This is a genomic window from Janthinobacterium sp. GW460-12-1-14-LB5 (assembly GCF_059423585.1).
Map to the genome: position 1 here is coordinate 213,387 of NZ_JBWKYD010000002.1, position 18,431 is coordinate 231,817.

Consider the following 18,431-nt stretch of genomic DNA (forward strand, 5'->3'; position numbering starts at 1 on the left):
CAACCGATGAAAGAGCGTCGCCATGTCGGACAACTTTGAGAAAATCGCCATCCACCACTGCCTCGCGGCCTGGGTGCCGGGCGTGGTGGTGGTCTGATGCACGGTCTCCGCGCGCATGATTTGCTGTGGGTATCCGGCCTGCCGGACGGCGCATCGTTGCCTGCCTGGCTGGATGCCGCGTGGCTGGCCGCCGCGCCGCTGGTGGTGCGGCGCGCCAGCCCCTCGCCAGGGCGCATCCCCGTCGGCGTGCGCGGCATGCTGCGCAGCGAGCGGCAGGCGTGCGAAGTGGACGCTGCCGCCGTCGTGCGCCGCGTGACGCCTGAAATGGTGGCGAGGATGCCGCTGCCTGATTTTTCCTGCGCCGCGCTGGACGCGTTGCGGCTGGTCGCGCCCCTGCTCGACGCCACGGGCTGGGCCTGGGGCCCGGCGGGCGGCGTGGGTTTCGCGCTGGCCAGCGGCTTGCCCGTGCTGCGGGCCGACAGCGATCTCGATCTCGTGCTGCGCATGGCCGCGCCGCCGGACGCCGCCCAGGCCGAGGCCCTGCGCGCCATCGCGGCGACCGTCTCCGTGTGCCGGCTGGACCTGCAGATCGACACGGGCCTTGGCGGTTTTGCGTATGCCGAGTGGGCGGCGGGGCGGGGCAGGGTCTTGCTGAAGACGGATCACGGTCCTGTGCTGACGGCCACGCCGTGGGAGCCAGCATGAGCGTGCTATTCACCTTTCCGGGCCAGGGCGCCCAGTCTGCGGGCATGCTGCATGCGCTGCCCGGCGACGCGGCGGTGGCGGCGACTTTGGCCGAAGCGGCTGAAGTGCTGGGCCACGATCCCTTGACACTGGACACGGCTTGCGCGCTGGCGTCGACGCGGGCCGTGCAACTGTGTCTGCTGATCGCCGGCGTGGCGATGGTGCGCTCTTTGGCGGCGCGCGGGGCCCGGCCCGACATGGTGGCCGGTTTTTCCATCGGCGAATATGCGGCGGCCGTCGTCGCGGGCGCGCTCAATTACGCGGATGCCGTGCGCCTGGTGGCGCGGCGCGGGCAGTTGATGGAACAGGCGTATCCCACCGGCTACGGCATGGCGGCCATCGTCGGCCTTGATCTGGCGCAACTCGAACCCTTGCTGGCCCGGGTGCACGGCGCGGCCACTCCCGTGTATATCGCCAACCTGAATGCGCCGCGCCAGATCGCCATCGCCGGCAGCGCACCCGCCTTGGAGGCCGTGATGGCGCTGGCCCTGGCGCACGGCGCCGGCAAGGCCAAGCGCCTGGCCGTCAGCGTGCCGTCGCATTGTCCGTTGCTGGACGGCGCCGCCACCGGCATGGCCGCCGCTTTCGAGGGCGTGGTTGTCCGCCGCCCATCGCTCGTCTACCTGAGCAGCAGCGCGGCGCGCGCGCTGTTCGACCCGGCCCGCATCCGCGACGGCCTGGCCGCCAACATGGCGCAGCGCGTGCAATGGGCCGCTACCGCGCGCCTGGCGTGGGAGCGGGGCGCCCGGCTGGCGCTGGAAATGCCGCCCGGCAGCGTGCTGACGCGGCTGACGGCGCCCGACTTCACGGATGGCGTGGCCGTCTGCTGCGACGGCAACCGGGGCGACAGCCTGCTGGCGCTGGTGGGGCGGGAGCGCGATAGCGCCGCTTAATCGGCGGCCACTGTCTTTTTATGCGCCTGCAGCCGGCGCGCACGGCGCTTTCTTTCCCATATAACAATGCCCGTCACGGACAGCATGGCCACCATGAGGCCCATGCAGGACATCAAAATGCGCCCGGGCAAGCCGAGGATGCGGCCCGAGTGCAGGGGGAATTGCAGTTGCACGAAGACGTCGGCGGCCGTGCCTTCCCAGGGCTTGTGCTGGCCGATGATGCTGCCGTCCATGCCGTCGACGTACAGGTTCGACAGGCCCATGCCGGCCGCGCCGAATTCGTCGGCCGGGTCAAAGAACGAGACGTTGTAGAACGAATAATTACCGCCATAATAAATGCCGCCGATGGGCGCCGTGATGCCGCGCTGCACGGCTTGCTTTTTCGCAATGTCTACTGCCTGCTCGAAGCCGATCACGGGCGCGATGTAGCTGCCGTAGGGCGCCGGCGTCTGCGTCTCGTACGGTCCCGGCGTGGTGGTCGAGATGAGCGACATGACGGGATAAAACACTTCGCGGTACAGGTTCAGCGAGAACGAGGTGAATGCGACGACGATGATGATGGCCCACACCCACAGGCCGCCCGCGCGGTGCAGGTCGAAATTGAGCTTGTAGCCGCCGGCAGCCCAGCGCAGCACCCACGACGGTTTCCAGCGTTGCCACCAGCTGGCGGCGTCGCGGTGGCGCGGCGCATCAGCCCGTTCGCGCAGGCGCCGCGGCGTGGTCAGGTAAAACGCCACCATGCTGTCGAGCAGCCAGATCAGGGCCACGCTCCCCATCAGCCAATAGCCCCAGCGGTCCGTGCCCCAGAAGGCGGGCACGTGCAGGCTGTAGTGCAGGTGGCGCAAGAACGGCATCAGGCTGCGGCGCGACAGGGAAATGGCCGTCGAATCGCGCGTGCCCGTGATCTGCGCCGTAACGGGGTCGATGTAGACGGTGTTGTAGTCGAGCACGAACGGCTTGTTCGTGGCGGGATCGGTCAGCGGGCGCACCATGAAGGCGGCCGCATGGCCTTCTTCCAGACCCAGGGTCATGTAATTGACTGCCGCGCGCGGGTCGGCGGCGGCAACCTTTTGCGCCAGCGCAAACGGCGCCTGCAGGGGGCCGCGGCCCGGCGTGTCCATGATGTCGGCGTTGAGCCATTCATCGAGTTCATGGTCCCACGAGGTGACGGCGCCCGTCAGGCCCGCGACGATGAGGAAGAGGGCGATGGTGAGACCGGCCCAGCGGTGTATGACAGTCCAGAAAGCGCGCATGCGGTACAAACCTTCAACAAAAACCGGCTTGTTGCCGCCAGCGGGCGCCATGGCGGCGCATAGGAAAACGCCAGGCACACGCCTGGTAGTTTGATAATGGGAATCGTTCTCATTATCCGCCTGGGCGCGGCGTTTGTCCAGCGCCAATGGTGTTGCCCAAGGTCAAATCGCACATGCTAAGATGCTAGCAAGATGCTAATTTGAGTTCCATGTGGCAATACTCAGGACGAACATGCGTATAGAAGACCGTAATAATATCCGCGTGAGCGAACGCAGCGGTGCGCAGCAGGCGGGCGCGGCAGCCACCATGGTATTCATGCACGGTTTTGGCTGCGACCAGACCATGTGGCGCTACCTGGAGCCGCTGTTCCGCCCGTACTACCGCACCGTGCTGTTCGACCTGGTCGGCAGCGGCGCGTCCGACCTGGGCGCCTACGATTTCGATCGCTACGCGCAGCTCGACGCGCATGGCGCTGATTTGCGGCAAGTCATTCACGCCGTCGGCGGCGGCCCCGTCATTTGCGTGGGCCATTCCGTCAGCGCCATGAGCGCCTTGCTGGCCACCATCGCCGAGCCGGACCTGTTCGCCGCGCAAGTCATGCTGGCGCCGTCGCCATGCTATGTCGACGATACGGCGGCCGGTTACCGGGGCGGCTTCAGCCGTGCCGATATCGACGACTTGCTCGATGCCATGGACAGCAATTACCTGGGCTGGTCCGCCGGCATGGCGCCTGCCATCATGGGCGCCCCCGGCCAGCCGGCACTGGGACAGGATCTGGTGAACAGTTTTTGCCGCACGGACCCCGTCATTGCCCGGCATTTCGCGCAAGCCACTTTTCTGTCCGACCACCGCGCCGTCTTGCCGCACAACCGCACACCGGCCCTGATCGTGCAATGCAGCGACGATTTCATCGCGCCGCCGGCCGTGGGCGTGTATTTGCGTGAAATGTTGCCGCACAGCAGCCTGCACGTGGTCGAGAACGTGGGCCATTGCCCGCACATGAGCGTGCCCGATGCCAGCTACCGCGCCATCCGTCAGTTTCTCGACGGCCTGTACCTGTAATGCGCGACGCCATGCCCACGCCTTCCTTGCCCGACGCCCATACCCTGTTCCAGCATGCGGCCTGCGGCTTGCTGCTGTGCGCGGCCGACGGCACCATCGTGCAGGCGAACGCCACCTTTTGCGGCTGGCTCGGCTATGGCGCGGGGGAATTGCTCGGGAAAAAGAAACTGCAGGACTTGCTGACCATCGGCGGGCGCGTGTTCCACCAGACGCACTGGCTGCCGCTGATGCAGGTGCAGGGCAGCGTGTCGGAAGTGCTGCTCGACATGCGCCAGCGCCAGGGGCAAGCGATACCCATGCTGTTCAACGCCGTGCGGCGCGTGCATGACGGCGTGCCCTACGACGAAATCGCCGTGTTTGTCGCCAGCGACCGCCGCAAATACGAGCAGCAGCTGCAACTGGCGCGCAAGGAAGCAGGCGAGCTCAACGATCAACTGGCCGCCGCCGACCGCCGCAAGGACGAATTCCTGGCCACCCTGGCGCACGAGCTGCGCAACCCGCTGGCGCCGATCCGCAATGTGCTGGAAGTGCTGCGCCTGGCGCAGCTGGATGACCCGCAGCTGTGCTGGGCCCGCGACGTGCTGGGCCGGCAAGTGGGGCACATGACGCACCTGGTCGACGACTTGATGGAAGTGTCGCGCATCACGCGGGGGCGCATGGAGTTGCGCCGCGCCAGCGTGGAACTGGCGCCCGTGGTGGAGGCGGCCCTGCACAGCGTGGCGGAGCTGGCGGCGCAGTCGGGCCACAGTGTGCACGTGGAGCAATGGCCGCAGCCGATCTGGCTCGACGCCGACGCCACGCGCCTGGCGCAAATGATCGCCAACCTGCTGACCAACGCCGTCAAGTACACGCCCGCCAACGGCGTCATCGGACTGGACGTGGCCTGCACGGAAAATGAGGTGCGCATCAGCGTGCGCGATTCGGGCATCGGCATCGCGCCCGAGCATCTGGACACCGTGTTCGAGCTGTTTTCTCAGCTGGAACCGGCCCTGTCGCGCGCCCAGGGCGGCCTGGGCATCGGCCTGTCCCTCGTGCGCGGCCTGGCTGAGTTGCATGGCGGCAGTATCAGCGCGCACAGCGATGGCGTAGGGAAGGGCAGCACGTTCGAACTGCGCCTGCCGCTGCCGGCCGTGCCGCTGGAACCGGCCGTGCCGCCGGACCGCCGCCTGCTGGCCGGCACGCGCGAGGGCACGGTGCTGGTCATCGACGACAGCGCCGACGCGGCCGAAAGCCTGGCGCTGGCGCTCGACATCCTCGGCTACGAGGTGCGCACGGCCTACGATGGCGCGGCAGGCATTGCGGCAGCGCAAAGCTTCATGCCGCAAGTCATCCTGCTCGACATCGGCTTGCCGCACATGAACGGCTACGACGTGGCGCGCCTGTTGCGCAGCGAACCCTGCGGCCAGCACGCCATCCTCGTGGCCGTGACGGGCTGGGGCCAGGACAAGGACCGCCAACTGGCGTCCGACGCGGGCTTTGATCTGCACCTGACCAAGCCCGTGGATTTTTATGAGCTCGATGCGGTGCTGCAAAAGATGCTGCAAACGCGTTGAGTTGCCGTGGGGCCAGTCGGCTCCATGCTGCCCCCATTGCCTGAGCCTGTTTTTCTTCTCCTCACATCTCTTTCCGTCGGTATATCTCTATTGTTTGTGCTAAATCAAACACGAAGTTCCAATATTCAATATATAAGAAATTTCATTAAAAATTAAATGTTATTAATGGATAGATTCTAAATATTATTAAAAATAATTTGACTTAAAAAAATATATAAAATATTCTCTCTTCGTGGTTGCGGTAATGAAGATCAAAAAATCCCATTGATCATCAGATGCATGATCTTATCGATAGATTTGGTGATTTATTGATATATTTCGTGTATTTTTAGTTGATACATTTTGCGTATTTTTATGCGCCAGTGATGGAATCCGTTTGCGCCGATGGCGCTGCCGGTAATTTGACTGGATCTTCATTATTTCATCGCACAAAGGATAGCTGTAATGTTTAATTCCATTCCAAAGAGGGGCAAAACCATGGCAACAATTAATGTGCTGGTAGCGGTCAATGTTGGTCAGGCAGTGGCACAAAAAGATCTGAGCAGGTACGTCTTCATGGTCGATACGACCGGCTACTCGGGCAATGGCAACGAAGGCGGCAATGAACTGGTGACGACGTGCAAGAACGGCGACACCATCGTCTGGAACGTGAGCTCGCTGGACCCGGCCGAGCAAGTTTCCATCCATAACTTCGATGGCACGGCCATCACCAGCGGCATGATCAATCCGGCGCCTTACCCGCAATATGACAGCACCGTATGGGGTGGCCGCGTGAATGCCAAAGGCAGCAATGTGCAATATACGATCACCTTGTTGTTGGCGGGCAATACTCTGCTGACCTTCGATCCATTCATCGTGGCGTCGAATCCGCAATAATCGGGCAAGGGCCATGTTCGGCATGTCGCGCGCATGGCCTGTTTTGATGTTTCTTAAAAAGAATACTTTCCCGATAAACTTCGGACTGAATATTTAAAATTGATTTATTGTTTCCATTCTCCTGAATAATTGCCCCGCTGCGCGGCAGTATAGTCAATTGTTTCCCTTTCTTTCCTGTCGAAGCGTAAGCCCTTCGTTTCAGCCCTTATTCCCTGCGTGCGCTTTGCACTGTCCATCGTATAATATGTCCGCAACAACCATCCTTTCAGGTGCCGGGCACCGTTTATAGCAGCGACGCGCTTGCGAAGAATAACAATGGAACAATTGACAGAACTTGAGCTGGAATGCTTCCAGCTGCGCCATGGCGATGGCCGGGCGGACCGCTGCGTGGACTGGGCCGTGGAGCGCTTGCGCCTGGATCAGGAGGGCGACGACCTGAATATCGTGCTGCTGGCCAGCGCCCGGGGCATGGACGAGGTGCTGGCGCTGGCCGAGGCCATCATCGGACGCTATCGTGGCGACGCGCGCCTGGAGGAACAATTCCTCGCCGGCAAATACCTCGTCGAACTGCGCGCCGCCTACCTGGCAGGCAGGGAAAGCGTGCAATCGCTGGACGCCAGGCTGACGCGCTTGTATCCGGCGCTTGGCTATCCTGACTGGCTGGTCATGCTGAGCCGCAATTGCGAATACGCGATCGACGTGCCCGACTTTGAGCAGCCGTTCGAGCGGGAGTTCGATTACCTTGCGGGCTTGTGGGCCGAGGCCGGTAATGTTGCCGAATTTGAGCAGCAATATTCCCGCGAGACGTCGAACCGGCACGATGTGAGCGCTACCTGATGCAGAACGCACTATGAAGAAAATCGATATCTTTGTCTGTTCCGAGGCCGAAATGCGCGCATGTGCCAACTGGCAGGATGCTTTCAATGCGTTTCCCGTCACCGGCATCACCTTGCCCGGCGAACTGGATTTTGTGTCACTTGGGCAATTATTGACGCAGTCGGCAGCATCTGCCCTCCGGCCGGCGACGATGCATGGGCGCGAGCTTTACGTGTTTACGGACGCCATAGCGCGGGCGATCGGCGGCATGGCGGCCGACGAGTTGAGCGATATCGCGGTGGCATGGTCGAAGACGGCACCTTGGGCCGGTTCGGATATCAATCCCTTCGACTTGGCGGGATTTCTCTTGGAGCTGCAGTCGGCCTGGCATCAATCCGTGACACCGGACAAGGCGCTGTTTGCGTGGATCGACGCCTGATGCCGGCATACTCATGGGGGTGATCGCTATCGTATAATTTGCGCAATTCTTTTCGCTGGGAATAATGTGCAAAACAAGACGATAGGACTCATCGGCGGCATCGGCTGGGCTTCCACCCTGGAATATTACCGCTTGCTCAATGAAATGCTGGTGGCGCGCATCGGCCCCGCGCACAGCGCGCGCATCATGCTGGTCAGCATGGACCAGGCCGATTTCGTCGCGCACGCGGCGCAGCCCGGCACGCAGGCGATCGAGCAATTCCTGGTCACGCAAGGGCAGCGCCTGCAAGGCATGGGCGCGGACTTCTTTTTGCTGTGCGCGAATGGCGCGCACCGCTTCGCGCCGGCCGTCGTGCCGCGCATCGGCTTGCCTTTTATCAGTATCGTCGAGGAAACGGCAAAGCGGGTGCAGCAGTCGGGCGTACGCAAGGTGGGCTTGCTGGGCGTCAAACAGACGATGGCGGGCAGTTTTTATCATCAGGCGCTGGAGCAGCAGGGCATCGCGACGGTGACGCCCGATGCGGCCGACCAGGAAATCCTGCACGACATCATCTATACGGAGCTGGTGCAGAATGTCTTTACCGACGCTAGCCGGAACATTTTCCTGGAAATCATCGAGAAACTGCGGCTGCAAGGCGTGCAGGGCGTGATATTGGGTTGCACGGAAATACCGCTGCTGATCCAGCCCGGCGATGTCGACTTGCCGCTATTTAATACCACGGCCATTCACTGCGAGGCGGCGGTGGCGTTTGCCATTGCGGAGTAGCGATCCTGTCAATGTCCTCTGCGCGATACGAGTAGCGATCTGGGTCATTCACGGACATTTTGAGCGGTACGGCCACTTTTAAGATCGCTACTATTATGATCAGGCGCTAAAGTCAGCTTCTGTCAGTCGCGAACTTGAGTATTTGACGTTCATCGTCTGCGGCCACTACCTGTACATTTTCAGCCAGCAAATCTTGCCGAATCTCTTGGAATGCATGGTAAGGCTTGGTGTTGGCTGCCGGTTGAGTGACGGGGAACAAGACCTTTGGTGGTAGTGCATTGCGTTTGCGTAGGCGCCGGACTTTGTCAACCCATTGACCACCATGCGTAAGGATCTTGGTGCTGTCGCCTTGGGCAAGGTACAGTGGTTTGATCACTCGCTCAGCTTTGCCTTCAATCATGTCGACAAAGGGAAAGTTTACGGCGAAGTCCTCCGTACCAACCTTTTCACGTTGATATCGCGCTCCGATTTGCGCGTTGAGGAGGAGTTTGCGAACATTGTTTTCCAATAAACGCTCTTGGTATTCCTTGGTTACAAAGTTGCGTTCGACATAATGATCAAAGAGCTGCAGAAGTTTGGCCTTTGGATCCTCCGCCAAGACGACTCGTTGATCGGCAAACTGCAGCATCGCTTCTCGTGGGCGTACCACTTCAGCAAACAGATTTCTTGCGAGCACTATATCTGGCTGTGTTTTTCGTCCATCTAGTGCCAGCCGACGAAGCTCGAGAGCGAAGCGATCCATCTCTTCTTTAAAGAGTTGGCGGCCATCCAGATAAATTTGACGGTCAAGCTGATGAAAGAATTGCGTGATACGGCCATACCGCTTCAGTATGCGGAAGCCAAAGAAGCGCGCTTCGGGTGCGATCAGCGCAATACCGACGTTGGCGAACTCTCCGGTTTCGACAAACGGGCGAAATCGCAAAAGAGCATATTGGCAGGCGAACTTTTTCATGGGGTATTCCAAAAATCTTCTCGGCGGCACCGTTGCAGGCATGCTTCGATTTCATCCCATGTCACATTTGCTGGGACGCCCTCGTCAACATACCACCAAGAGTCAGGTATGTTAGCACGGATATTCGCCAATTTTGGCAAAATTGCCTCCAGTTTCCTTGCGTAGTGTTCGCGTTGAAAATGGTCGCTAAAAATGTCATTCCACCTGCTCGCAAACACATGCGTTTTCAGGAAGTTGCTCGAATCAAAGTGTCGATCAAAGGCTTGGTTATGGTCGATCACGACCAACTCTGAACTCTGCATGTCCCAAAGCAAGTTAGGATTGCCGCCACGTGCGGTTAAATGACGATCTTCGTTATGCAACCACCAGTCGAAAACCAACACATCGCTTGCCAGTTGATCCGGCACAAGGTCTCGTGTGATCGCTGTCAGCTCTTGTGGATGTGGAAGCTCTTTCGATGCAAAGACTATCCCGCTACCGAGTTGGCTGATATTGGGAAATGCATCTGCCTCGATGAGTTCCTCAGCTACTTCGGCCAATGCATACTCCGCGATGGGAAGGCCAAATTCGGTGGCTAGTTGCGCCGAGACCCACTCACAAATCTGGCTACGCCGACCAGCCCCTTTGCCTTTGATAAAGTAAATCGCCCCATCGTCGCCTCGGCAAATAAATGGCTCGGTTATGCCTTGCTGCGCTCGCCCGAGAACCTCGTCAATGAAGATGGTCGCGGTACTCACAGAGGACAGCTTTCAGATGTGTATCTGGCGATGATTGCTTTGTTCATGGCTTGCACATTCATCATGTAAAGAAATCGGATGCGCAGGAATTGCGAAATCCGATCTTTATTCATGATATAGGAAATGATAACTATCCTAAGAAAATTATCCTACCAATGCGCAAGCATCAAGCCGGCTGCGCGCCGCCCACATTCCGGCTGCGGTTTTCCACCAGCACGGAAATACCGAGCACGACGATGCCGCCGCAGGCCAGCATGGCGCCCACCCAGCCCGTCGAGCGCAAACCCATGCCCATGGCGATGGCGATGCCGCCGGCCCAGGCGCCCAGCGCGTTGGCGATGTTGAAGGCGGAATGGTTGAGCGCGGCGGCCACCGTTTGCGCGTCGCCGGCCACGTCCATCAGGCGCGTCTGCACGGCCGGGGCGACGGCGATGCCGGCGCCGATGGCGAACAGGTTGATCGCCGTCAACCAGACATTGCTGCTGGTATAGGTAAACGCGGCCAGCGCGGCCACGTTCCACAGCAGCACGCCAAAGATGGTCCACAGGCGCGAGCGGTCGGCCAGCCAGCCGCCGATCAGATTACCCACCGTCATGCCCACGCCGATGATGGCCAGCAAGATCGAGATGACCAGCGGCGACACTTTCGTGATTTCCAGCAAGGTTGGCGTAATAAACGTGTAGACGGCGAACATGCCGCCGAAGCCGATCGCCACCATCAGCAGGGTCAGCCACACTTGCAGGCGGCGGAAAACGCCCAGTTCGCGGCGCGGGCTCGAATCGCCGGCGGCGACCATGGGCACGAAGATGCGCACCATCAGCATGGTCAATAACCCCAGCGCGGCCACCAGCAAAAAGGCCGAGCGCCAGCCCAGGGTCTGGCCGATGTAGGTGGCCAGCGGCACGCCGAAGATATTCGCCACCGTCAAGCCCATCAGCACGCGGGCGACGGCCTGGCCGCGCCGGTCCGGTTCGGCCAGGGCGGCTGCCACCAGGGCTGCCACGCCGAAATACGCGCCATGCGGGATGCCGGCCACGAAGCGGGCGACGACCAGCAAACCGTAGTTGGGGGCGATGGCGCTGAGCAAGTTGCCGCCCGCGAACATCAGCATCAAGCAGATCAGCATCAGCCGGCGCGGCATGCGCGCCAGGAAGATGGTGATTAATGGCGCGCCGATGACCACGCCCAGCGCGTAGGCGCTGATCATGTGGCTCATCTGGGGCAGGGTCGTGCCCAGGTCGTCGGCCACCACGGGCAGGATGCTCATGGAGGCGAATTCGCCCGTGCCGATGGCGAGGCCGCCGATGGCCAGGGCCAGGTCGGCATAGCCAGCGCCAAAAGGCGCGGTGACGCGCGGAATCAGGGGATCTACGGAGGCGTGCATGTTCTTGTTGTTTGGGTAAAGAATGACAGGGTGGAGAGGCGCGCAGTGGCCCGGCCGGAAGTGGCAATGCGCCACCAGAGTCGACGGCTGGCCGGTATTTTCGGGCTATAACAACTGCCCAAGGACAACATTGTAAAAGATTCGGGCAAGTTCTGCCGGGCGGCGGCCAAAATATGCTGCACTGCACCTAACAGCGCTTGCTCTTGTTGTTAACGATAACACGGAATGCCTGCGATTCCGCCACAGGGCCGGCGAAGAAAATCCGGCTGTGGCGGAAATGGTCTTCGCGGCTTGTTACTTCGCCAAGGATTGCTGCAGCGCTTTCAATCCTGCCACATAGATGCCGTGGAACAGCGCCGTGACTTCCTGCTCGCTCACACCCACGGGCGTGAAGCGGCCGGACCAGGTGACCCTTGCCCCAGCGCCGTCCGCCAGGGGTTCAACTTGCAGGGTAGACAGGTAATCCGTGGCGGGAAACGGCGCCTGCAAGATGGAGTAACTGTAGCGGCGCGCCGCATTGTCGTACGCTTCGAGCTGTTCGACGATGACGTCGCCGGCCGGATTGGCCAGGTGGCGGATGCGGCCGCCGCCGCTCAAGGTGCTGCTGGGAATGTAGGGCAGCCAGTCGGGCAGCGAGTTGAAGCCGCCGATCAGTTGCCACACTTGCGCCGGCGTGGCGGCGATGTCGATCGAGGTGGTGGTGTGTGCCATGGTGTGTTCCTGTATATATTAGTTGGCGCCGGTTGGCAGCGGGGCGAACGGCGACACGAGTTGCTCGGCGCGCATGTCGTGCCAGAAGGCGGCCGGGATGACAGCGTGTAACGCTTGCTGGTCTTCGGCCAGGCGTTCCGGACGGCTGGCGCCGGGGATCACGGCGGCGACAGCGGGATTGGCCAAGGAAAATTGCAGGGCGGCAGCCTTGACGCTGACGCCGTGGCGCGCGGCGATGGCCTTGATCTTTTCCACTTTCGCGATGATGGCGGGCGAGGCTTTCTGGTATTCGAAGTGGGCGCCGCCGGCCAGGATGCCTGAGCTGTAGGGACCGCCGACGACGATGTCGACGTTCTGGCTTGCCGCGGCCGGCATCAATCGCTGCAGCGCCCGTTCATGGTCGAGCAGGGTGTAGCGGCCGGCCAGCAGGAACGCGTCCGGTTGCGCTTCGCTTAAATCCAGGGTCAGTTCCAGCGGTTCCACCTTGTTCACGCCCACGCCCCAGGCCTTGATGACGCCTTCTTCGCGCAAGCGGGTCAGCACGCGGAAGGCGCCTGTGCGGGCAATCTCGAATTGCGCCAGCCAGTTGTCGCCATGGAAGTCTTGCGCGATGTCATGCACCCAGACGATGTCGAGGCGGTCCGTATCCAGGCGTTTGAGGCTGTCTTCAATCGAGCGCAGGGTGGCGTCGGCCGAATAGTCATCGACGATCTTGTTCTTGCGGCCGAATTCGAACAATCCCCCTTTTTCGCCCAGTTCGCGGCTGGCCGGGTCTTCCAGTTCGTCGAGGATCAGGCGGCCCACCTTGGTGCTCAGCACGTAATCGTCGCGGCGGCGCTGTTTCAGGGCGGCGCCCAGGCGCAGCTCGGCCAGGCCGGCGCCGTAGAACGGGGCCGTGTCGAAATAGCGGATGCCCGATTCCCAGGCCGCGTCGACGGTGGCCAGCGCTTCTGCTTCGGGAATGTTGCGGAACATATTGCCCAGCGGCGCCGTGCCGAAACCCAGCTTGCCCGTCAGTAAGTGTTTGATCGTCATGGTGTTTTTCCTTCAATGAGTGAGTGAATGGAGACAGAATAGCTGGACAAGTTAAGCCTGTCCAAGACATAATTGGCGCAACTTGAGTCCTGAAAGGTCTGATATGCTGGACATGCGCCAATTGCAATACTTCATCGCCGTCGCCGAGGAAGAACACGTGGGACGGGCCGCCGAGCGCCTGCATATTTCCCAGTCGCCGCTGAGCCGGCAAATCGCCCAGCTCGAAGACAAGCTCGGGTTGACCCTGTTCGAGCGCAGCGCGCAGCGCATCCGCCTGACGCGCGACGGCCATACCTTCCTGGCCGAAGCGCGCGCTTTTATTACCCACGGGAACCGGCTGGAAGCGCTGGCGAAACGCCTGGGGCGTGGTGACGAAGGGGGACTGTGCATTGGCTACATCGAGAACGCCATGCATGCGGGCGTGTTGCCCGACGGTTTGCGCGCCTTGCGCGCCACGCGGCCGCAAGTCCACGTTGCCCTGTACAACCTGCATTCGGCCGAACAGATCGAGGGCTTGCGCCAGCGCAGCCTCGATATTGCCTTGCTGTGCGAACCGCCGCTGCCGAACGACCCGGACCTTGACTGCGCGCAAGTGCTGAGCGACCCCATGCTGCTGGCCTTGCCGGAAAGCCATCCCCTGGCGGCGCAAGCGGCGCTGACGCCGGCCGACCTGGCGGGCCAGGAGTGGATTGCCGTGCTGCACAAGGAAAGCGTGCTGAAACACGATAACTTCATCGCCGCCTGCGCGCGCGCCGGTTTTACGCCCGATATCCGCATGGAAGCGACGGAGCCGCTGACGGCGCTGGGCCTGGTGGCGGCCGGGCTGGGCATGGCCATGATCCAGCACAGCCTGCGCCAGCACGCGCCGGCCGGCGTCGTCGTGCGCGAACTGCCGTGGTTCAGCTACCGCACGCCCCTGTGGCTGGCCTGGCACAAGGTGAATCTGCGTCCGCTGGTGGGGATTTTCCGCGCCACCTTGCTGGAACAGGCGGGCGCGCTGGCCTGACGGGGCGCCCGCCTGACCGGCCCGGCATCATGCGCTGCCGGGCCGCGGAGCGCGTGGCGTAGGCTTGGCGATGACGGGGACATCCGTCAGCCTCGCTTTCAGGCGCGCAAACTGCGGCCAGCAGGGGATGGCCAGCTTCTGGACTTGCTGCGCTTGCCGCTCGGCTGGCAGCTTGCTCCAGGAATCGACATGCAGGTGCCCGTTTTTGATATCGATGCTGTAACGGGCCGTGTACAGCGCTGGCGTATCCTGCACTTCGAACTGCCAATGGTCTTCGTTCCTCTTCTTCGTCACGCTACGGTGATGGATGCTGGCGAACAGCGTGCCATCCTTGCATGGGGACAGCGATCGAATGCCGATCAGCGGCGGGTAGGTCCTGGTCTTGCGTTGCCTGTCCCACCACTTGTTTTCCTCATGGGCATCCCTGTCGCCGATCAGCGCATCGGGCGAGTGCGTCATCCACCTTGGCTTGTCGATCAGCCCGCGCAGGCAGCTGATGACCGAGGCGTGCGTGGCGCACGCCATGCCCCATGGCCCGAAAACCCAGAGAAAGTGCGGGTCGACGTCGATGCCGCCATAGCTGCCCCACGGAGACGGCACGTAGCGCAGTGTGTTTAGATAATCAACATAGATGTCGCCGGACGAGGCGAGCGCGCCATACAGGATGGCATGCTCTTCGCCCTTGCCTTGCAGTAACTCTGGCGGCATGGCGTCCCCGTGCGGATCGCCAGGCAAGGTGGCGGGCGGGTGGTGAAGGGCGCGCACATTGACGATGCCGGATTTGGTGGTCGCTTTCCAGCCGATTTCCTGCAAGGTGTCGCTGGCACCGATCGCAAACAGTTTGACGGCGCCACTGTTGCCATCATTGCGTGCCGCATACACGAACGAGGTATCGCGCTCCTTGGGGGAGGGGATGGCCCAGACGTCATGGAATTTATCCGGAGAAATCATGGCGCGGCCAGAAATGTCGACGGCGGCCGGGTCTACCCAGCCGTGCTCCATGTCTCCGTTGTCGGACAATACCCAGTGCTGGCAAAAAAAGATGCGATAGCGGGCCTGCAGCGAGCCCGCGAATGTTCCGGGAATGCTCATGGCGAAGCGGTGGCCGCGGTCGTAAGGCCCCATTTGCAACAGGGTCCAGTCAGCGGGTTCCATGACCTTGCCTCCCGTGGCAGCGTAGAGGTCGGACTTGTTCCTGTTTCTATTGTTATAGTTGTTGTTCAGGTTACTGTTTTCACTGGCGCCGAGGTAGACGAACAGTCCCCGCGCGCGTGCCACCGGCTCGACGGCCTGCATGAACCGCAAGATCAGATCGTTACCGTCGTCCCACAGCTTCGGTATCGCCTCGACGGTGGCACTGAGCATCATCAAACGATCATAGATCGCGTCGAATTGGTGCTGGAACCTCGTGTAGTCCGGGTTTTTACTCGAGGCGTCGTCCAGCCGTTGATTCACCACGGCAAGGTTTGCCATGGATGCCAGTGCCATGTTGGCGAGCAGGGAATCGGCGTAGGTGCGGCAGAAAACGCCCAGGATTTCCGGCCATTGGGGCAGTTCCTGGGTTTTCGGATCCTTCAGCCATTCCGCGGTCGCCCATTTTTTGTATAGCAGGGAAATCTTGTCGTGCGCCTTGTTGATGGAAACGAGGCAGGTATCGAGACCTTTGTGGAACGTCCTGAGGTCCTCTTCCGTCTTCATGGGAAGTTGCAACAGGAGCGGCAGGTCTGCTCGCATGCGATACACGGTGCGCGTATATTCGTCGACGACATTGGCATGCTCTTGCGCGTTGCGCAGTTTTTCGTCCGCGTTCAGCCCCTTGATCGCCTCGATGATCTGGTCCTTGAGGGAAGGCTGCTCTTCCCCGAAATACGTGAGGAGCTGGCCGACGAGGCCAAACAGCGCCGCAAACGCCACGCCATACGGACCTGCGGCGACAGAGAAGCCGGCGAGTATCTGCATGCCGGAAGCGCAGATAGTCATCAGCGCGGCACTGCCGTTGATATGGTCGCCGGCCTTGAAGGCGGCAGACGCGGACAGCATGGCGTCGACCATGTCGGGCAGGTTCTTGTCGATGGCGTCGAGGATATCCTTGGCATCTTTCCTGGCCTTGCCGCCTGATTTCTCGTCGTGCAAGATGCGCAGCGCATCCTCATACGTCGTCTGTATCTCGCGGGTTGCCGTCGCAATGATCTGGATCTGCTTGTTTTCCTTGGTCGATTGCGCATGCACGTTCATCAGCGCAAGCTGTCTCTTGATTTGGTCGGGATCGGCAGTCAAGTTGTCATCCTTCCATTGCGACGCAAGCGCTTGTTGGGAAAAGAAAAATATTGCATCCAGAATAACATGGGCGGCTGGGCGCAGAGGTAATATTTGATGGCGGCAAGCCAGCGCAGCGGCATGCGGCGGCCGGCACCCTGGCGCCACTGGACGAAGGAAGGGGATGGAATAGCCGTGTTGACGGGCAATATTGTCATGCAGTAAATTAAAATGGCTATGCTTTCGCTAGTCAGCCAGCCCCGCCTAGATTTTCCTGCTGCGCTTCAAGTGCAATGGCAGCAGCCACCACAGGCAGACGATGAGCGTGCCCATCAGCGCGCAGGCGACGATGCCGGCGACGTGGCCGAAGACTTCCGATATCACCAGATTCGTGCCCAAAATAAACGCCAGCGCCAGGGAAAAGGCACCGCACATCATGATGCGGTCGGCCACGCGCTTGAAGCGTTCGCGGTCTTGCAGGGGGCGCATCACGCGGTGCTGGATGGCCGGAGCGCTGAGCAGCACCAGGCTGGTCATGGAAAGGAAGAACGTGGCCAGGAAGACGATCTTTTCCGCCTGCACGATCTTCGCGAAGCCGCCGTTGAAGGGCAGGATGATGAGGAAGGCCGTCAGCATCTGCGCGCCCGGCAAGAGGATGCGCAATTCGCTGAGCAGGTCGGACAGATCGCCTTCGTCGTCTCGCTGGCTATTCTCGTCGTGTGGCGGGGTGTGCGGCATGGCGGCGTTCCTGATGGTGGCGATGGGCCCAGTCTACGGGGCCTTGTCCGTGCCGACTGTGGGCGGGCGCACCTTCAGACGCAGTGCGTGATGCGCTGGCGCAAGCGCCACAGCGGTGTCGAGACGATGGCGGTGGCGCTGTGCGAGGCGTCATGGCCGCAATGGCCGCAGCTGTGGCGCCGGTGCGGCGCCAGCGCGAAGCTGCCCAGGTCCAGGTGCGGGTGGCCGCAGCGGGCGCAGTCGCTGCAATCGAGCGGCGTGCCGGCCTGCAAGGCGGCAACGTAGGCTTGCGCGGCGGGCGGCGTGAGGTTCAGCTGGACTATGTCGGGCGGAAACAGGCCGGGCAGGGCGCGGCAATCGATGGCCAGCGCGGCCACGTCGCGCGCCAGCAGGGCGCCGCCGTCATCGGCCCGGGCGCGCAGTTGCAGCAAGCCGTCCGGACCCAGGCGCAAGGTGGCGGCGTGGAACCGCATGGGATCGAACAGTTCAGGGTACAGCACATAGCCCATGGGGCTGGCGTGCTGGCGGCAACGCATGTGGCCTGTGGCCTGCCAGTTGGCCAGGTCGGCCTTGGCGCCCCAGTAGCACTGGTGCGTGCGGCACCAGTGGCGCGCCGCGCCATTGCGAAATTTTCCGGCCGGCAGCAGATCGCACAGCACGATGGCATCGCAGCCCGCCCCGGCGCGAAAATGGCCCGTGATGTGGGACGTGGCGACGGCAAGATCGCCCGTGCTCGCTTGCAGGGGCCAGCAAATGCCGGGCAGGGTCAGCGGCGTGGGCAAGCGCGCCTCCGCGCGGCGACCGGCGTGGCAGCCGCCATGGCGTAAAAAAGCCCGCCGGCTGGGGCGGGCCGTGCTGACGGGAATGCCTGCGGCATGGCCCGTTCTATTCTTCCGTATCGGCCAGGGTGACGATGGCGCGCGCCCACTTCGAGTATTTCAGGTTCGCCAGGTCGCGCACGGTCTTGATGTTGAACGCTTGCTTGAGCAGTTCCGCATCTTTCTCGCTCACGCCTTGCAGCGCATCGACGGGCGCATCGGCGATTTCCTTGAACGTCTTTTTTTCGTAGGCTTTGTCTACCGCTTTATTGATGTTCATGTGTTGATACTCCTCAGTAAGTAGGAAAATTAATTCTACACGGTTTTGTAAATCGTCAATTTACGCTTGCATGTTGTACCGAACTAAATATGATGGAGGTGGGTGAGGCTGC

At 61.6% G+C, this 18,431-nt stretch carries 19 protein-coding genes; 9 read left to right on the top strand and 10 right to left on the bottom strand.

The features are described from left to right. Window positions 1-96: 96 nt before the first annotated feature. Both AC07X6_RS02665 and mdcH read left to right on the top strand, forming a co-directional pair. Window positions 97-705, top strand: coding sequence for a malonate decarboxylase holo-ACP synthase (locus AC07X6_RS02665; protein WP_494790018.1), 609 nt, complete (start codon window positions 97-99; stop codon window positions 703-705). Continuing rightward, entirely contained in the window at window positions 702-1,637 is a 936-nt protein-coding gene (mdcH, locus tag AC07X6_RS02670; protein WP_494790019.1) for a malonate decarboxylase subunit epsilon, read from the top strand. Before AC07X6_RS02665 ends, mdcH begins: the two co-directional genes overlap by 4 nt. Here the strand turns inward: mdcH and AC07X6_RS02675 are convergent. Continuing rightward, the gene (locus AC07X6_RS02675) at window positions 1,634-2,890 is read right to left on the bottom strand and encodes a PepSY-associated TM helix domain-containing protein (protein WP_494790020.1); all 1,257 of its coding nucleotides are present in this window, start codon (window positions 2,888-2,890) and stop codon (window positions 1,634-1,636) included. The genes mdcH and AC07X6_RS02675 overlap by 4 nt on opposite strands. Window positions 2,891-3,122: 232 nt before the next feature. Between AC07X6_RS02675 and AC07X6_RS02680 the strand changes: the two genes are divergently transcribed. From AC07X6_RS02680 to AC07X6_RS02705, 6 genes are all read left to right on the top strand, one after another. Continuing rightward, window positions 3,123-3,953: an alpha/beta fold hydrolase gene (locus AC07X6_RS02680; RefSeq protein WP_494790021.1), complete on the top strand. Its 831-nt coding sequence runs from the start codon at window positions 3,123-3,125 to the stop codon at window positions 3,951-3,953. Window positions 3,954-3,964: 11 nt separating this feature from the next. Then, on the top strand, window positions 3,965-5,506 hold the full coding sequence (locus tag AC07X6_RS02685; RefSeq protein WP_494790022.1) for a hybrid sensor histidine kinase/response regulator: 1,542 nt from the start codon (window positions 3,965-3,967) through the stop codon (window positions 5,504-5,506). 477 nt (window positions 5,507-5,983) lie between these two features. Further along, complete coding sequence (locus AC07X6_RS02690) at window positions 5,984-6,382, top strand: DUF8788 domain-containing protein (RefSeq protein WP_494790023.1); 399 nt, start codon at window positions 5,984-5,986, stop codon at window positions 6,380-6,382. Between the two features lie 315 nt (window positions 6,383-6,697). After that, a complete protein-coding gene (locus AC07X6_RS02695; RefSeq protein WP_230538183.1) occupies window positions 6,698-7,219 on the top strand; it encodes a hypothetical protein in 522 nt (173 codons plus the stop codon). A gap of 13 nt (window positions 7,220-7,232) precedes the next feature. Continuing rightward, entirely contained in the window at window positions 7,233-7,637 is a 405-nt protein-coding gene (locus tag AC07X6_RS02700; protein ID WP_230538182.1) for a hypothetical protein, read from the top strand. Between the two features lie 66 nt (window positions 7,638-7,703). Next, window positions 7,704-8,402 carry an aspartate/glutamate racemase family protein gene (locus tag AC07X6_RS02705; protein ID WP_494790024.1) on the top strand — a complete coding sequence of 233 codons (699 nt, stop codon included), beginning with the start codon at window positions 7,704-7,706 and terminating at the stop codon, window positions 8,400-8,402. A gap of 112 nt (window positions 8,403-8,514) precedes the next feature. On the opposite strand, the gene AC07X6_RS02710 is transcribed toward AC07X6_RS02705, so the two are convergent. The 5 genes from AC07X6_RS02710 to AC07X6_RS02730 all read right to left on the bottom strand — a co-directional run bounded on the left by AC07X6_RS02710 (window position 8,515) and on the right by AC07X6_RS02730 (window position 13,221). Continuing rightward, window positions 8,515-9,354 (bottom strand): DUF3037 domain-containing protein, encoded by an 840-nt coding sequence (locus tag AC07X6_RS02710; RefSeq protein ID WP_494790025.1) that lies wholly within the window; start codon window positions 9,352-9,354, stop codon window positions 8,515-8,517. Further along, on the bottom strand, window positions 9,351-10,091 hold the full coding sequence (locus tag AC07X6_RS02715) for a HipA family kinase (RefSeq protein WP_494790026.1): 741 nt from the start codon (window positions 10,089-10,091) through the stop codon (window positions 9,351-9,353). The genes AC07X6_RS02710 and AC07X6_RS02715 overlap by 4 nt, the downstream gene beginning before the upstream one ends. A gap of 166 nt (window positions 10,092-10,257) precedes the next feature. Next, window positions 10,258-11,475: an MFS transporter gene (locus AC07X6_RS02720; protein ID WP_436496609.1), complete on the bottom strand. Its 1,218-nt coding sequence runs from the start codon at window positions 11,473-11,475 to the stop codon at window positions 10,258-10,260. Window positions 11,476-11,769: 294 nt separating this feature from the next. Beyond that, window positions 11,770-12,186 (bottom strand): SRPBCC family protein, encoded by a 417-nt coding sequence (locus AC07X6_RS02725; protein ID WP_494790027.1) that lies wholly within the window; start codon window positions 12,184-12,186, stop codon window positions 11,770-11,772. An 18-nt stretch (window positions 12,187-12,204) separates the two neighbouring features. Continuing rightward, window positions 12,205-13,221, bottom strand: coding sequence for an aldo/keto reductase (locus AC07X6_RS02730; RefSeq protein WP_494790028.1), 1,017 nt, complete (start codon window positions 13,219-13,221; stop codon window positions 12,205-12,207). A gap of 103 nt (window positions 13,222-13,324) precedes the next feature. Here AC07X6_RS02730 and AC07X6_RS02735 point away from each other — a divergent pair, with 103 nt between their 5' ends. Beyond that, a complete protein-coding gene (locus tag AC07X6_RS02735) occupies window positions 13,325-14,227 on the top strand; it encodes a LysR family transcriptional regulator (RefSeq protein ID WP_494790029.1) in 903 nt (300 codons plus the stop codon). 27 nt (window positions 14,228-14,254) lie between these two features. On the opposite strand, the gene AC07X6_RS02740 is transcribed toward AC07X6_RS02735, so the two are convergent. The 4 genes from AC07X6_RS02740 to AC07X6_RS02755 form a co-directional block, all read right to left on the bottom strand. Continuing rightward, window positions 14,255-16,504 (bottom strand): hypothetical protein, encoded by a 2,250-nt coding sequence (locus AC07X6_RS02740; RefSeq protein WP_494790030.1) that lies wholly within the window; start codon window positions 16,502-16,504, stop codon window positions 14,255-14,257. A 243-nt stretch (window positions 16,505-16,747) separates the two neighbouring features. Next, entirely contained in the window at window positions 16,748-17,221 is a 474-nt protein-coding gene (locus AC07X6_RS02745; RefSeq protein ID WP_230538174.1) for a DUF6328 family protein, read from the bottom strand. Between the two features lie 74 nt (window positions 17,222-17,295). Continuing rightward, window positions 17,296-18,003 carry a hypothetical protein gene (locus tag AC07X6_RS02750; RefSeq protein ID WP_494790031.1) on the bottom strand — a complete coding sequence of 236 codons (708 nt, stop codon included), beginning with the start codon at window positions 18,001-18,003 and terminating at the stop codon, window positions 17,296-17,298. Window positions 18,004-18,106: 103 nt separating this feature from the next. After that, the gene (locus AC07X6_RS02755; RefSeq protein ID WP_034751103.1) at window positions 18,107-18,319 is read right to left on the bottom strand and encodes a hypothetical protein; all 213 of its coding nucleotides are present in this window, start codon (window positions 18,317-18,319) and stop codon (window positions 18,107-18,109) included. Window positions 18,320-18,431 lie beyond the last annotated feature (112 nt).